This window comes from Vreelandella aquamarina (assembly GCF_900110265.1).
Lineage (GTDB): Bacteria > Pseudomonadota > Gammaproteobacteria > Pseudomonadales > Halomonadaceae > Vreelandella > Vreelandella aquamarina.
This window is the reverse complement of sequence record NZ_FODB01000019.1, coordinates 20158-34719: the sequence shown is the minus strand read 5'-3', so window position 1 is coordinate 34719 and position 14562 is coordinate 20158. Positions and strand designations below refer to the sequence as shown.

The following is a 14562-nucleotide window of genomic DNA, read 5'->3' as shown; positions in this document are numbered from 1 at the left end:
CATGGATCACTATATTGATATTCGGCTGCGACCTGATCCTGACTTTGCTCCAGCGATGCTAATGGGCGCGCTGTATAACAAACTGCACCGGGCGCTGTTTGACCTGGAAAGCGACGATATCGGCGTAAGTTTTCCCCTGCATAAACACGGCGTTCGCGCGCGCAGCTTGGGCGATCAATTGCGATTGCACGGCACTCAAGCGCGTCTAAAACAGCTAATGAGTGACGCATGGCTAACGGGGATGCGAGACCACGTTAGCGTAAGCGAAGTGCTGGCGGCACCCGACCATGCTAAGCAAATTAACGTGTCGAGGCGGCAGTTTAATACGGGCAGCCCCAGCCGTGCCAAACGCTATGTCAAGCGTCACAACATCACGGAAGCGGAAGCCAAACAGCTATACGCCAAAGTGGCAGACAAACGCATTGAGCTGCCCTTTGTGACGATCAATAGCCGCTCTACTCAGCAGCGCTTCAGCTTGTTTATTGAGCACAGCAAGCCTGCAGATAGCGAGGTTGGAGGAACATTCAACCATTATGGGTTAAGCCCCCAAGCGACGGTGCCGTGGTTTTGACCCTTTTTTTCATTGAAGTAATTGGCAACGAATAATCAACCACTTAGCGGTATCACTTTGAAAAGGGTGGTGCCGCTTTTTTCACTTAAAGCTCTTTAACAATCAGCACACTATATTTGATATGCTCTAGTTAGCTGCCGCCCAGGCAGCTCAGAAACCCCCTAAACCTATAGGTCTTTCCTTTAGTTTGTTAGCTGCCGCCCAGGCAGCTCAGAAAAGATGGAGTCGGCGGCCGGTACTCGCCAACTGGTTAGCTGCCGCCCAGGCAGCTCAGAAAGGAGGAAATCCGATGACTACACAAGCAACCACGTTAGCTGCCGCCCAGGCAGCTCAGAAAAGAATCCCAGCCCGCACCGGAGCCGATAGCCGGTTAGCTGCCGCCCAGGCAGCTCAGAAAAGCCAGCAGCAACACCGACGATGCAGCAAATAGTTAGCTGCCGCCCAGGCAGCTCAGAAACTGAGCGCTTCCGGCACGTACAGCCCGGCCATGTTAGCTGCCGCCCAGGCAGCTCAGAAATTGGCTTCGATGATGGCTCTAGGAATGCCGTAGTTAGCTGCCGCCCAGGCAGCTCAGAAATAAAAAGCGAGGGCGCTAATGCGATGAGTAGCGTTAGCTGCCGCCCAGGCAGCTCAGAAATTGAAATATCCAAGAGTGAATGGGCTTTTTTCTTCATTGTGTCGCGCGGGCTGCGTAAAGGCCAAGGAGTTGCGGCAGATAACGCCTTCTGGGAACGTATCTCACACTTGCCCCACCCTGCCATGACGCCGCTTAGTGCGCCCTATGACCTGCTGGTAGGTGGCGTGGGTGGCACCGGCGTGGTGACCGTCGGGCAGATTATTACGATGACAGCACACCTGGAAGGTAAGGGCAGCAGTGTGCTCGACTTCATGGGGTTTGCGCAAAAAGGCGGTGCGGTGCTTAGCTATGTGCGTCTGGCCTCACAGCCTATTGAGTTGAATCAGGTCCGCATTGAAGCGGGGCAGGCCGATGCGATGATCGCTTGCGACATGGTGGTGGCCAGTTCGCAGAAAGCGCTGAATGTGCTGCAGCCGACCACGCGTATTGTGGCGAATCTGGCCGAGCTAGCCACGGCGGATTATGTCCTTTATCGCGATGCGGATATGCAGCCCAGTAAACGCCTTAACATGTTGCGTGAAGCCGTGGGAGATGCCCGCTTTGCATCTCTGGATGCCAATCGCCTAGCTGAACAGCTGCTAGGCGATACGGTATTTTCCAACATGATGATGCTGGGATTTGCTTGGCAGCAAGGGTTGGTGCCGCTGTCTGAACCTGCGCTGCAGCGTGCTCTGGAGCTTAACGGCGTCGCCTTGGAGAAGAACCGTCAGGCATTTGCCTGGGGCCGCTTGGCAGCGGTGGAGCCCGATTACCTTCAACAGCATCTGGATACGATGCCACTGTCTGCGAATGCCACACTAGATGACGTGGTTGCGCGTAATGGTCGCCACCTGGAGCGATATCAGAACTGTGCCTGGGCTGAGCGTTACGTTACTCAGGTAACGAAAGTACGTGAAGTAGAAACAGCGCTAAAAGGTGGCCAATCATTGAGTGAAGCCGTCGCCCATCAGCTCTATCGCTTGATGGCGTATAAAGATGAGTATGAAGTGGCGCGCCTTTACACCCAGAGCGATTTTCTGGATGAAGTCAAAGCAACCTTTTCGGGTGATTACCAGTTAACGTTCCATTTAGCACCGCCGCTTCTAGGCGGTCGGAAAGATGCGCAAGGGCGTCCAGTGAAGCGCCGCTTTGGGCCTTGGGTACTGAAAGCGATGGGCGTGCTGGCCAAGATGCGCGGTTTGCGCAACACGGCGCTTGACCCTTTCCGATTCAGCGCTGATCGGAAGCTCGACCGCGCCTTATTGGCTAACTATGAGCAGTTGATTGATGAGTTAGTGGCTCGTCTTGATGGCACTAATCACGCTACTGCCTTAGCGCTTGCTAAGCTGCCAGAAGAGATTCGTGGTTTCGGGCCAGTCCGCGAAGCTGCCGCTGAAAAAGCCAACAAGCGCCGCGAGACTTTACTTAAGGAGCTACGTGAAGGTCGCTCGAAGACCATCGCTGTCGAAGCTGCTTGAGGCGGGTTACTCAGATCGTGTTAGAAAGCGCTTTTAAAAAGTTTTCATCAGGCCACGCGATGCGTGGCCTTTTGCTAAGTAGCGATACAGTGATTCAACTACGTCTCTTTTCGGCGGCGTACCAGCAGCCAGTGGCTTAGCAGGGCGAGTAGCCCCATCAGTCCGATCGTCAAGGCCATGGTGCGCGAGCTGCCGTCGTGGAATTGCCCGACTAACCCACCTACCACAGCGGCAATCGTCATTTGCAGAAAACCAAACAACGAAGACGCCGCGCCTGCACATTGAGGGTTGGGCGCCAGTGCACCGGCCATTGTTTGTGGCATCAAAATGCCTACCCCCAGCATGAACACCATATGCGGCCCCACCACCGCCCACGGATGATGAACGCCAACGGCAGACAAGCTTGCCATGACGACGCCCCCAGTTGCACAGATTATCGTGCCCAGGGTAACGAGGCGATCACGCCCCAGACGGTGGCTATAGCGGCCGCTGACCAGGGTGCCGACGAAGAAGCCTGCGACAATCAGCGTGAACAGCACGCCATACAACGTAGGTGCGACGCCCATGTACTCTATGAGCACAAAGGATGAGCCAGAAAGGTACGCGAACAGCCCGGAAAAAGCGGCAGCATTCACCAAGGTGTAGCCAATAAAGGCACGCTGAGTCAGTAGCAGGCAAAAGTTAGCCAGTACTGTTTTCGGGTGGATCGATTGCCGTCGCTCCTTCGCCAATGGCTCGGGCAGCATAAGTATCAGTACCGCCAGCATCACCACCGCGTAGAGCGCAAGCACCACAAACACCGATTCCCAGCCAAAAAACAGCAGTAACCCTGCGCCCACCACAGGTGCCAGAGCAGGGGCTAGCGCCATAGTGCTTGCCATATAGGAGAGGATGCGCCCGGCCTCGATGGGGCCATGGATATCACGCACCGATGCCCGTGCTAATACCGGGCCGGCAGCACCGCCGAAGGCCTGTAGAAAGCGGCCTGTCAGTAACCACTCGATGCTAGGCGCCCAGGCACACAGTAGGCTCGCAGCGAGAAATAGCGATAATCCTGCGATCATCACTGGGCGGCGGCCAAAGCGATCAGAGATTGGCCCGCACACTAGTTGGGCCAGAGCGAATCCAGCCATATAGAGGCTAAGGGTCTGCTGTATTCGGTCTGGGCCAGTATTCAGCGCTTCTGCCATAGCGGGCATGGCAGGCAAATACATATCCGTCGCCAGCGGGCCAAGTGCAGTCACCGCGGCCAGTGCCACGACGGTGGCGGTAGAGGGCAGCTTTAGCACCCCTTAACTCCTTTGGGTTGGATGTGATGCCCCTTCGGACACGAGGCGGGCGCCTTTCCGAATGGGAAGACGCCCGCTTATGTTAGCCTGCTTAGTATAACTTGTTTTTGCTTGATTTAGCTGGCGTCAGGCTGCACCTCGGGTGCTGCTTTTTCGAAGGCTGGCAGCGAACGACAATTGGCAACGATGCGCTGGATCGTCGGGTAGGCTGACAAATCGCACTCGAAGCGCTCTGCGTTATACACCTGGGGAATCAGGCAGATATCCGCAAGCGTTGGGGTGTCGCCATGGCAAAAGTCGCCGCTGCTGGGGTCAGTAGAGAGCGTCGCTTCCAGGGCTGCGAAGCCCTCGGTAATCCAGTGGCGATACCACGCTAACTTCGCTGCCTCATCCACCCCCAGCTCCCTGACGAGATACTTGAGTACCCGCAGGTTATTGAGTGGATGAATCTCGCAAGCGACCGACTGGGCAAGCGCACGAACTCTTGCGCGCGCTAAGGCATCAGCCGGTAGCAGCGCGGGCTCGGGGTGTACCTCATCGAGATACTCACAGATCGCCAGTGACTGGTTCACCACTGAGTTATCATCCAGCACTAAGCTAGGCACCATCCCCTGAGGGTTGCGCGCCAGATGCTCTCCACCACGCTGCTCGCCTTTCACCAAGTTGACCGGAACCTGGTCGTAGTCCAGGCCCTTAAGGTTTAAGGCAATCCGCACCCGGTAAGCAGCCGACGAGCGGAAATAGCCGTAAAGCGTCGTCATGTTGCCTTCCTTATGTTGTCTTTTTTATTTGTGCTGGTACTTCACGACTTGCTGATCGATGGTACCAAATAGGTTGTTTCCATCGCGGTCAAACATCTCAATGCGAACTCGATCACCAAAGCGCATAAAGGGGGTTTTCACTTGGCCGTGCAGTATCTGTTCCACCATGCGTACTTCGGCCAAACAGCTATAACCAACGCCGCCGTCAGCCACCGGCTTACCGGGGCCTCCATCGGGGTCTGGATTGGAAACAGTGCCCGACCCAATGATGGCGCCCGCACCGAGATAGCGAGTCTTAGCTGCATGGGCAACCAACTGTGGAAAGCTGAAAATCATATCTGGCCCGGCCTCTGGCTCGCCAAACTTTTCATCATTTAGGTGCACGGTCAGCGGCAGGTGTACTTTACCATCTTGCCAGGCATCACCCAGCTCATCGGGAGTCACTGCAATAGGCGAGAAAGAAGAGGCAGGTTTGGCTTGGAAAAAGCCGAAGCCCTTCGCTAGCTCGCCTGGAATCAGGCCACGCAGGCTCACATCGTTGACCAGCATCACTAGCTTAATGTGCTTGGCGGCTTCCTCCGGCGTGACTGCCATCGGAACATCATCGGTGATAACGGCGATCTCACCCTCGAAGTCGATACCATGCTCTTCACTGACTGCTTCAATATCCTCGGTTGGTGCCAAAAAACAGTCGCTACCACCTTGATACATTAGTGGGTCAGTCCAAAAAGTCTCAGGCATCTCGGCATTACGCGCCTGGCGTACCAGCTTGACATGATTCAGGTAGGCGGAGCCGTCGGCCCACTGATAGGCACGTGGCAAAGGGGAATGCAATGTACGCTGATCAAGCTCAAAAGCACCTTCAGCATCGCCACTATTCAGCTGCGCATAGCGTGCTTCAAGCGCCGGGCTAACTGTTTCCCAATTCTCAATGGCTGCTTGAAGTGTAGAAGCAATATCAGTAACGCCGACAGCGTGCGTTAGGTCGCGGGAGACGATGATGAGCTCTCCATCGCGGCCCTTCTTAAGTGTTGCAAGTTTCATGGCGATTTAATCCTTGTCGTCAGGGTGATATAGGTTTTAGGGCTGGTTTGGGTCGAAATGAGAACGCAGTGTCGACCAAACATCCACATAGTCACGCTGGCGGAAGTCGGCATTCAGGGCTGCAGGTGTTGGGTGGAAGCAGTAGCGGCTTTCAAACATAAAGGCCAGGGTATCGCCTAGGAACTGGGGCTTCAGCTCTGCGTTAGAAGCTTTCGCAAATGTCTCTGCATCCGGGCCATGGGGCGACATGGAGTTATGTAGACTGGCACCGCCAGGGGTGAAACCTTCTGCTTTGGCGTCATACTCGCCATGGATCAGTCCCATGAACTCGCTCATCAGGTTGCGATGGAACCAGGGCGGCCTAAAGGTGTTTTCAGCGACCATCCAGCGTGGCGGGAAGATCACAAAATCAAGATTCGCCATTCCCGGTGTATCGGAGGGTGACGTCAATACGGTAAAGATTGACGGGTCTGGATGGTCGAAGCTAACCGTATTGATGGTGTTAAAATTAGCGAGGTTATATTTATACGGCGCGTAGTTGCCGTGCCACGCCACTACATCTAATGGTGAGTGGTTTAGTTTAGTCTCCCAGAAACGGCCTGAGAACTTCGCTACCAAGCGGTAGTCTCCTTCCAGGTCTTCATAGGCTGCCACGGGGCTTTGGAAGTCACGTGGGTTTGCTAAACCGTTAGCCCCAATGGGCCCGAGGCTGGGCAGCTCTAAGGGGCTACCATAGTTCTCGCACATATAACCACGCGCCGCTTCAACACCCCGAGCCTTACGCACTTGGAATTTCACACCGCGAGGAATGACGGCAATTTCACCGTTATCGATTTCGATGTCACCAAATTCGGTGCGCAGGCGAATAGCACCCATTTGCGGCACGAAGAGCAGTTCTCCATCAGCGTTATAGAAAAACCGATCCGTCATGTCTTCATTAAAGGTGTAGACATGCACACCCACACCCGCTTGGGTCGCAGCGTCTCCGTTTACAGCGATAGTAAACAAACCATCGATAAAATCAGTTGGTTCATTAGGAATTGCAACCGGGTCCCAGCGCATTTGGTTAGGGTCCGCCGCTGGTTTGTCTAGCGGGGCTGTGTGAACGTTACTATTTTCTAGTGGCTGATAAGCACTCTGTACGACAGAAGGGCGAATGCGATAAAGCCAGCTACGAAAGTTTTGATGGCGGGGCGCTGTGAATGCGGAGCCGGTGAGTTGCTCTGCATATAAACCGTAAGCACACTTCTGAGGTGAGTTTTGCCCAACCGGCAGTGCCCCTGGCAAAGCTTCGGTTGAAAAGTGATTATGAAAGCCATTTTGATACTTCAATTGTTCAGTCATTGTTAAGACCTGCTTTATTTGAATGTTATTTTGATAAGTTTATGGCGCGGTTATTTATCGACATCACCAACTGATTGGGCAATCGCTTCTTCAAGCACTGCTTGATCACCGATGTGGTTGGCAAGTAACAAGATAAGACGGGCATTGATGCGCTCGCTCTCTGCCTCGCTACGGTTGCGATGTAGCGCCGTGAGCGCAGCGTAAAAGGCGTCCGGGTCAGTAAAATTCGGGTTAAGTTCAAGCCTGGGCATGGCAGCGCTCCTGGTTGGCAGAGTCAGCGGTACCCGCAAGATGAACGCCTAGGGTGCGATCTAAAGCATCATTTATCTTGTGAACAGTGATAGCGTGCCAACGAGCAGCAACGTGTTGGTCAGGTCGAATAAGATATCCGGAGCCTGCTTTCAGGTCGTATCGTTGCGTCACTAGCCCTTCAGTATCATCTATGACGGTCGTTCGCGGTAGAACGCTAAACTCATCCGATGCTGGACCAACGACCACTATGCTTAAATTAGTGCGATGGTCTAGCAACTCACTCAACTCTTTCAAAAGCGAGGTAAGTGTGTCGGCATGCCTATCACCAATACGACCATCAAATAACAACACAAAGCCATTGCCAAATTGATTGAGTAACCAAGCGTGCTCTTCTTCCAAGCGAATGGGCGCGTCCTTCGCCGGGCTGCCAGGGCGCAACTCGCTTGGGCCACCATCAACATCGGGCGTATTAAGTGGAGAGTTGTCATAGCGACAGGGCATGGAAAGGCGACCGCTGTTGACTAGACTACGTGCGAAGGCATGTTTTTCAGCCAGCTCTAGCGTTACATCTCGGAACACTTGGCTGACGTGACTCTTTGGAGTGATAAAGTCAGTGGCACGTGTCGAGTTAAGGAGGTTTTCTGCCGCACCATGCTGGCGCTCAGTGTTGTATGTGGACAAAAGCTCCTTTGGTGCCTGCTTTTGGAGAACGCGAGCAAGTTTCCACACTAAGTTATCTACGCCTTGCAAGGCACCGTTGGCTCCCCTGGCCCCAAAGGGGGATACCTGATGGGCCGCGTCACCCATAAATATCACGCGATGATGAATAAAATTATCCATCTTGCGGCAGCGGAAGGTATAGACACTGGCCCACTCAAGCTCAAACTCCACATCTTTGCCAAGCATTGCCTGCACTCTTGGACGAATGTTCTCTTCTTTCTTTTCTTCTTCTGGGTCTGCATCCCAGCCTAACTGGAAGTCGATACGCCAAACATTGTCCGGTTCTTTGTGCAGCAGCACCGATTGATTGGGATGGAAGGGGGGATCAAACCAGAACCAGCGCTCTGTCGGAAAATCTGCTTTCATAACCACATCTGCTATCAGGAAGCGGTCCTGAAACACTTGGCCTTTGCACTCAAGGCCCAGCATGTCGCGGATTCGACTGTTTGCACCATCTGAGACAAGCAGATAGTCACAGGTCAGCTGGTAATCACCATCCTGAGTTGAAACCTTTATAGCGGTGCTTTCAGGCTGAGCATCGACGCCGATGACGTTGTGTTTCCAACGAAGATCAATGTGCTTTGGAAAGTCGTGAGCGCGGTTAACCAGAAACTCTTCAAAGTAATATTGCTGCAAGTTAATAAAGGCGGGAATGCGGTGGCCGTCTTCTGGCAGCAGATTGAAGTCGTAGACTTCACGGTCTTGAAAGAAAACGCGACCGTGCTGCCACGTGACGCCTTTTTCGAGCATCGGCTCCACACAACCCAAGCGGTCAACGATTTCTAGCGAGCGCTTAGCAAAACATAGCGCTCGTGACCCTACACTAACGGTGTTGTTATCATCTAAGACAACCGTGCTAACACCTTGTTGGGCCAAATCAATGGCGGCGGCGAGGCCGCTGGGTCCGGCACCGACAATGATAACCGAATAATGGCAAACGCCTTGAGCATCAAGTTCAGGCGGACGTCGGTAAGGATAGATTGGATTTTTATAGGTTGTTGGCATCTATTGCTCCCCTGCAGTGTCGGATGCATGACATCCGACAGCTGGGCATGATCAGTGGACGTCACTAAACTAATAAGGCACTTACTGATTCTCGACGGCATCCTGAAGCGAATGCCACATAGCCGTATCACGCTCTGCTGTCCAAATACGGGGATCAGGGTATTCGCCGCCTGCTTCGTCGTAGCAGCGAGTAATGTCGAAAGGTACGCAGTGATCAAAAATGACCCAATGTCCATACTTCGGCTTGAGTACCGCGTAGGTATCGGCATAGCATTCAGAAAGAGATTTTCCGGCCGCCTTACCTGCTTTGACATTTCCATACATATCATTCAAGAAATCACGGGTGCCTTGAACCGCTTCCATACACTGCTCCGCAGTTTGCAGTGCATCACCACGGCCGGGCACCAGCTTTTGAGGTTGCATGGCCTGAAGGCGATCAAGCGTGGCGGGCCAGTCCTCATGGTAAGCATCCCCAGTGTAAGGTGTGGCCCCATACTCAACGAGGTCACCGGAAAACATCACTTTTTCCTTTGGCAGCCAAACGATGGTGTCACCTTTGGTATGTCCGCGGCCTAGGTGAATGATCTGTACCTCACGTTCCCCCATGAATACCGTCATCTTTTCTTGGAAGACGATGTTTGGCCAAGTTAATCCAGGCACGGAATCCACACCCTTAAATAGACGTGGGAAGCGGCCAACCTCAGACTCATAATCTTGCTGGCCACGCTCTACGATTAGGTCGTAGGTGTTCTGACTAGCATAAATATTCTCTGCCTCGTATGCAGAAGCCCCAAGCACACGTACGGCGTGGTAATGGGTCATTACCACATGCTTAATCGGTAGGTCAGTTACCTCGCGGATACGGCGGATGACGTCCTGAGCCATGATCGGTGTTGCTTGGGTATCGATAACCATCACGCTGTCATCGCCAATCACAATTCCCGTGTTGGGGTCCCCTTCAGCGGTATAAGCATAGAGTCCCTCTGCCAGCTTGGTGAAACTAATCTGCTTCTCTTCGATATCGGCATGGGACGCGAATTTCTTACTCATGGTAACTCCAGTGCTATCAGGATGATTTAGCTATTTATTGTATTATTGTTCTTCAGAATGATAGTTTCTTGTGAGACTAAATGTCCAGTGTCTCGTGTCCGAGATAAGCTATTTTACGCACGGTTGGGGAATTAATGCCGATATATCAGTAAATTATTGCAGGATAATACCTAGGTCTAATGATTGTGATTGGAAAAATGGTTGCACGTGAGACAATTGGGCGGCAGTGTTTATAACCATGATAGGTGCCATGCCAACCCGTTAATTCAAATGCTGATGATGTCCACAGCACGCTTGAGGTTTCTTCTAATTTACCGGCTCCTGGAACCCAGATAGGAGGCAACATACATCTGATGGCGCCCTTGAGTATTGAGGGGGCATTAAGTAGCGAGCTAGAAGGAGTTTAGGAGGTTCTCTTTCTTGAGGTGGTCAATATGATACACGCGTTGCTGGTACCCATATTCCCAGCTATCGTGCTGCTTTTTGTCATCATCGCCCCTAATAAATGATGGTTCTAGGAGAAATATAATGACGATGGATAAAGCAGAAGGTGATATCACTCTGGCTTCTTCACCCAGAGTTGAGCTAGATCTCAACCAATTTTTGCCCTATCAGCTCAATCGACTAGCTGACCGAATCAGCCAAGCGTTAGAGAAACTGTATGCCGAATCCTATCAGCTCAACATAGCCCAGTGGCGTGTTCTTGCTTGGCTTAGCCACTGTGATGATTTAACCGCTAAGAAGGTCTGTGCGTATACCAACATGGATAAGGCGCGAGTATCTCGAGCTATACAGTCGCTAGAAGAGCGCGGATTGATCAACCGTACACCATCGCAACACGACCAGCGGCTGCATGATTTGAAACTGACGGAAGCTGGGCAAGAGCTGCTCAATAAGTTAGTGCCAGAAGCTCAGGCGTGGGAGGCTGATCTGGTGTCGACCCTGAGTGTTGGTGAGTACCGAGATTTGCTTAACATCATGCGCAAACTTGAACGGCAGTTGGAGAGGATAGGGTAGGCGCAGGCATAAGCACAGAAACAGATACAGAAAAGCCAAGCCTAGGTCGCCTATAGTATGCCGGACATCACGCTATACATCGTAAATCACGTGTTAATTGAGTGTCGAAGAATAAAATTTATGTAACAAAATACTTGTTGGTATGCCACACAAAAGCATCCTCGTTAGCTCTTTCGATAAGATTTATATAAAAATAAGTCGTTGAAATTTAAAAATATATCAGGGTTTTGTACTTAAGTATAATAATCTATTAGTCGATGGGTCGTTGCACGATCCACGTGTCTGCAGGCATTGTGATAAATAAAATGATTCATATAATATTGAATATTAAAAAATAAAGTATCACGTTTTGCGCGGTGAATGGCTACCCATCGCTCTCACGCACTGAGCATCACCAGGACGTATGGCTTACCAATATCATCCAAAAATAACGACTAGCTCTTCACTCAATTTGTGACGACCAGAGGAAAGTAAAATGAACAAAACAACAAACCTGATGATCGGCGCTATCGCCGCCGCGACGTTAAGTACCACTACTTTGGCGCAGACAACAATTACTGTGAGTACCTGGGCTGGCCCCAATCACGGCATCAACACCATGGTATGGCCAACGTGGAAAGCGTGGATTGAGGAAGCGACGGAAGGCCGTGTAACGGTAGATGTGATACACGATATGGGACCCCCTGCTTCTCAGATGGAAATGGTCGCCGATGGCATCGCTGATGCGACGTGGGTTTTTCACGGCTATAACACGGGCCGCTTTCAACTAACCAAACTTCCGGAATTCCCCACCTTTCAGGAGTTCTCATCAGAAAACGCATCTAGTGCCTATTGGCGCACACACCAAGAGTTCTTGGCAGCCGCTGGTGAACACCGTGGTGTTGATGTTGTAGCTGCTGGTGTCCATGGCCCCGGCTGGATCTTCAGCAGTGAACAGTACGAAACGTTAGACGATCTTGAAGGCAAACGCATTCGCGTTGGCGGTGGTGTGATGGGCGACCTCTCTAACGCCCTGGGGCTGACCGGCGTTGCTTTACCGCCTACAGGGGTTTATGAAGCGGGTTCCCAAGGGGTCATAGATGGCGCCATGCTAGTGCCTGAGGGGCTTCGTAGCTTCCGCGTCGCCGAGATTTTTCCCTACACCCTTAAAGTAGATGGCGGCTTTTACCGGGGTAGTTTCACCATTGTTGTTAACCCCATGATCTGGGATGAAATGTCACCCGAAGATCGAGAAGCCGTTGAGTCAGTTTCTGGTGAACGTTTGTCCCGTTTATTCGGCTACATGATGGATGTATCTGATGGGCGTGGCGTCGAGTTTGCAGAGGAACTCGGCCATACCTTTACTGAGCTCGGTAGCGATGACCTCAACACGCTGCAAACTATGAGTGACGACATGATCGCCGAATGGGCTGAATCTGTCTCAGCTAACCGCGATGTTGATGCTTTGGCCGCAATCGAATTTTTTCGCGAGCAGCTTGTTGCTGCAGCGGATGAAGAGAGTGTCAGCAGCCTAGTACCCGACGACTTGAAGTAAGTTCTTACTAGCGCTAGATGGAGAGCGACCATGCAAACCCAAATGGCACGTGCTACGCGCGTTAGTCGGGTCCTGCAGGTGATGTTAGAGGGGGTGGCGGGCGCTACCCTCTTTGGCATGATGCTGTTGACCACTGCTGATGTAAGCGGCCGCTACTTTTTTAATTCCCCCATTCTTGGTGCTGTTGAGTTAACCCAATTAATGTTGGCAGCGCTGGTATTCCTATCTCTGCCTGTTGTTTGTTGGCGTCAAGAGCATGTCAGCGTCGATCTGCTTGATGCTATTTTTCCAGCAAGGCTCATTTGGATACGTGAAGTGATCGTCAATTTGATCGTAACAGCTGCTCTTTGGGTGATGGCGCAGCGTGTATGGGCGTTGGCAGAACGGGCTTTCTCATGGGGAGACGTTACTGAATTTCTTCGTATTCCGTATGGCTATCTAATCGGGTTGATCGCCTTAATGTTAGCGCTGTCAGCACTACTGACCCTCATACGAGCCATTTTCTATTTGCTTGAGGGGTTTAATGTTATCGAACAAGGCGGCCCACTGAGCAAAGGAGAGCCTCATGACTGAAGCGTTGTACGGTTTCGCAGTGCTGTTGATACTCGTGTTTCTGCGTGTGCCTTTGGCATTTGCGATGGGGATTGTCGGTTTTGCAGGGTTCTATCTATTGACCGGTAACTGGAATGCTGCTGAAGCAATGGCGGCGCGTCGGGTAGTAGACACCGCCATGGACTACGGTCTATCCGTTATTCCATTGTTCATTTTAATGGGCAACTTTGTTTCTCATGCGGGATTATCCGATGCTTTGTTTCGGGCATCGAATGGCTTCCTAGGTCATCGCAAAGGTGGACAGGCGATGGCGACGATCGTCGCCTGCGGTGGTTTTAGCGCTATATGCGGATCAAGCTTAGCGACATGTGCCACCATGGGCCGTGTCGCCATGCCGCAAATGCGCAAATATGGCTATAAGGATTCGCTGGCTTCTGCCTCCATTGCTGCTGGTGGCACCTTAGGTATCTTGATACCTCCCAGCGTCATGCTGGTGATTTATGGAATCCTTACCGAAACTAGTATCCGCGAGCTGTTTGCGGCTGGTTTTATCCCCGGTATTCTTGGGATCTTTCTTTATATTGGTGCCATCAAGTGGGTACTCTGGCGCGACCCGAGTGCTGGCCCAGCCGCAGAGAAAGTGCCATGGTCAGAGCGCATTCAAGCACTCAAAAACGTAGGTAGTACGTTGGCACTGTTTGTACTAGTCATTGGTGGCATTTATCTGGGGGTATTTACGCCCACAGAAGCAGCAGGTATCGGCGCAATGGGCGCATTCCTGATCGCATTGTTGCACCGAGCATTAACGCCTACTGTTTTGATGAATGTGCTAATGGATACGGTGCGTACTACGGCGATGCTATTTGCTGTGGTTCTAACAGCGCTGATATTTGCTAATTTTATCAATCGAGCAGGTTTGCCTGGGGATTTGCTGGCGCTAGTGAACGGCCTAAATGTGGCTCCTTTTGTGGTCATTCTGGTCATTATCGCTATCTACGTAGTACTGGGGTGTGTATTTGAAAGCATGTCGATGCTACTACTTACCGTGCCAGTATTTTTCCCTGTAGTCGCTGGGCTAGGTTACGATTTAGTGTGGTTCGGTATTTTGGTGGTCATCGTTATCGAGATCAGTTTGATAACGCCACCTGTCGGTATGAACGTATTCGTATTGCGTGCAGTATTACCGGACGTCTCGACAGGAACCATCTTCCGTGGAGTAACCCCCTTCTGGGTTGCGGGTACCATACGCGCACTGCTAGTGCTTATATTCCCAACGATTGCTCTTTTCCTGCCGCAGTTGCTCTATTAAAACTGCACTATTCTCTTCTT

General features: G+C 52.0%; 13 protein-coding genes and 1 CRISPR repeat array. Of the genes, 6 read left to right on the top strand and 7 right to left on the bottom strand.

All coding sequences use genetic code 11. The annotated features are described in order from the left end of the window. Position 1 precedes the first annotated feature (1 nt). Both cas6f and BMY49_RS07045 read left to right on the top strand, forming a co-directional pair. The gene (gene cas6f, locus BMY49_RS07050; RefSeq protein ID WP_089675281.1) at positions 2 to 571 is read left to right on the top strand and encodes a type I-F CRISPR-associated endoribonuclease Cas6/Csy4; all 570 of its coding nucleotides are present in this window, start codon (positions 2 to 4) and stop codon (positions 569 to 571) included. A 129-nt stretch (positions 572 to 700) separates the two neighbouring features. Beyond that, a CRISPR array of direct repeats spans positions 701 to 1208; the repeat unit is 28 nt; unit sequence GTTAGCTGCCGCCCAGGCAGCTCAGAAA. 38 nt (positions 1209 to 1246) lie between these two features. Beyond that, positions 1247 to 2665 carry a DUF6537 domain-containing protein gene (locus tag BMY49_RS07045; RefSeq protein WP_244154930.1) on the top strand — a complete coding sequence of 473 codons (1419 nt, stop codon included), beginning with the start codon at positions 1247 to 1249 and terminating at the stop codon, positions 2663 to 2665. A 98-nt stretch (positions 2666 to 2763) separates the two neighbouring features. Here the strand turns inward: BMY49_RS07045 and BMY49_RS07040 are convergent, their stop codons facing one another. From BMY49_RS07040 to BMY49_RS07010, 7 genes are all read right to left on the bottom strand, one after another. Then, positions 2764 to 3954, bottom strand: coding sequence for a multidrug effflux MFS transporter (locus BMY49_RS07040; protein WP_089675280.1), 1191 nt, complete (start codon positions 3952 to 3954; stop codon positions 2764 to 2766). A gap of 116 nt (positions 3955 to 4070) precedes the next feature. Further along, positions 4071 to 4715 carry a maleylacetoacetate isomerase gene (maiA, locus tag BMY49_RS07035; protein ID WP_089675279.1) on the bottom strand — a complete coding sequence of 215 codons (645 nt, stop codon included), beginning with the start codon at positions 4713 to 4715 and terminating at the stop codon, positions 4071 to 4073. Between the two features lie 24 nt (positions 4716 to 4739). Next, entirely contained in the window at positions 4740 to 5759 is a 1020-nt protein-coding gene (locus BMY49_RS07030) for a fumarylacetoacetate hydrolase family protein (RefSeq protein ID WP_089675278.1), read from the bottom strand. A 36-nt stretch (positions 5760 to 5795) separates the two neighbouring features. After that, on the bottom strand, positions 5796 to 7103 hold the full coding sequence (hmgA, locus tag BMY49_RS07025) for a homogentisate 1,2-dioxygenase (protein WP_089675277.1): 1308 nt from the start codon (positions 7101 to 7103) through the stop codon (positions 5796 to 5798). Between the two features lie 50 nt (positions 7104 to 7153). After that, positions 7154 to 7354: a DUF2783 domain-containing protein gene (locus BMY49_RS07020; protein ID WP_089675276.1), complete on the bottom strand. Its 201-nt coding sequence runs from the start codon at positions 7352 to 7354 to the stop codon at positions 7154 to 7156. Further along, the gene (locus BMY49_RS07015) at positions 7341 to 9080 is read right to left on the bottom strand and encodes an FAD-dependent oxidoreductase (protein ID WP_089675275.1); all 1740 of its coding nucleotides are present in this window, start codon (positions 9078 to 9080) and stop codon (positions 7341 to 7343) included. Before BMY49_RS07015 ends, BMY49_RS07020 begins: the two co-directional genes overlap by 14 nt. A gap of 81 nt (positions 9081 to 9161) precedes the next feature. Beyond that, the gene (locus tag BMY49_RS07010) at positions 9162 to 10130 is read right to left on the bottom strand and encodes an MBL fold metallo-hydrolase (RefSeq protein ID WP_089675274.1); all 969 of its coding nucleotides are present in this window, start codon (positions 10128 to 10130) and stop codon (positions 9162 to 9164) included. Positions 10131 to 10658: 528 nt separating this feature from the next. On the opposite strand from BMY49_RS07010, the gene BMY49_RS07005 reads away from it, so the two are divergent. The 4 genes from BMY49_RS07005 to BMY49_RS06990 all read left to right on the top strand — a co-directional run bounded on the left by BMY49_RS07005 (position 10659) and on the right by BMY49_RS06990 (position 14542). Beyond that, on the top strand, positions 10659 to 11147 hold the full coding sequence (locus BMY49_RS07005) for a MarR family winged helix-turn-helix transcriptional regulator (RefSeq protein WP_089675273.1): 489 nt from the start codon (positions 10659 to 10661) through the stop codon (positions 11145 to 11147). A 475-nt stretch (positions 11148 to 11622) separates the two neighbouring features. Next, positions 11623 to 12681: a TRAP transporter substrate-binding protein gene (locus tag BMY49_RS07000; protein ID WP_089675272.1), complete on the top strand. Its 1059-nt coding sequence runs from the start codon at positions 11623 to 11625 to the stop codon at positions 12679 to 12681. Positions 12682 to 12711: 30 nt separating this feature from the next. Further along, on the top strand, positions 12712 to 13254 hold the full coding sequence (locus tag BMY49_RS06995) for a TRAP transporter small permease (RefSeq protein WP_089675271.1): 543 nt from the start codon (positions 12712 to 12714) through the stop codon (positions 13252 to 13254). After that, the gene (locus BMY49_RS06990; protein WP_089675270.1) at positions 13247 to 14542 is read left to right on the top strand and encodes a TRAP transporter large permease; all 1296 of its coding nucleotides are present in this window, start codon (positions 13247 to 13249) and stop codon (positions 14540 to 14542) included. Before BMY49_RS06995 ends, BMY49_RS06990 begins: the two co-directional genes overlap by 8 nt. Positions 14543 to 14562 lie beyond the last annotated feature (20 nt).

Coding starts and splice junctions, on each gene's coding strand:
- cas6f (WP_089675281.1), top strand. CDS start 2: ATGGATCACTATATTGATATTCGGCTGCGACCTGATCCTGACTTTGCT.
- maiA (WP_089675279.1), bottom strand. CDS start 4,715: ATGACGACGCTTTACGGCTATTTCCGCTCGTCGGCTGCTTACCGGGTG.
- BMY49_RS07030 (WP_089675278.1), bottom strand. CDS start 5,759: ATGAAACTTGCAACACTTAAGAAGGGCCGCGATGGAGAGCTCATCATC.
- hmgA (WP_089675277.1), bottom strand. CDS start 7,103: ATGACTGAACAATTGAAGTATCAAAATGGCTTTCATAATCACTTTTCA.
- BMY49_RS07020 (WP_089675276.1), bottom strand. CDS start 7,354: ATGCCCAGGCTTGAACTTAACCCGAATTTTACTGACCCGGACGCCTTT.
- BMY49_RS07015 (WP_089675275.1), bottom strand. CDS start 9,080: ATGCCAACAACCTATAAAAATCCAATCTATCCTTACCGACGTCCGCCT.
- BMY49_RS07010 (WP_089675274.1), bottom strand. CDS start 10,130: ATGAGTAAGAAATTCGCGTCCCATGCCGATATCGAAGAGAAGCAGATT.
- BMY49_RS07005 (WP_089675273.1), top strand. CDS start 10,659: ATGACGATGGATAAAGCAGAAGGTGATATCACTCTGGCTTCTTCACCC.
- BMY49_RS07000 (WP_089675272.1), top strand. CDS start 11,623: ATGAACAAAACAACAAACCTGATGATCGGCGCTATCGCCGCCGCGACG.
- BMY49_RS06995 (WP_089675271.1), top strand. CDS start 12,712: ATGCAAACCCAAATGGCACGTGCTACGCGCGTTAGTCGGGTCCTGCAG.
- BMY49_RS06990 (WP_089675270.1), top strand. CDS start 13,247: ATGACTGAAGCGTTGTACGGTTTCGCAGTGCTGTTGATACTCGTGTTT.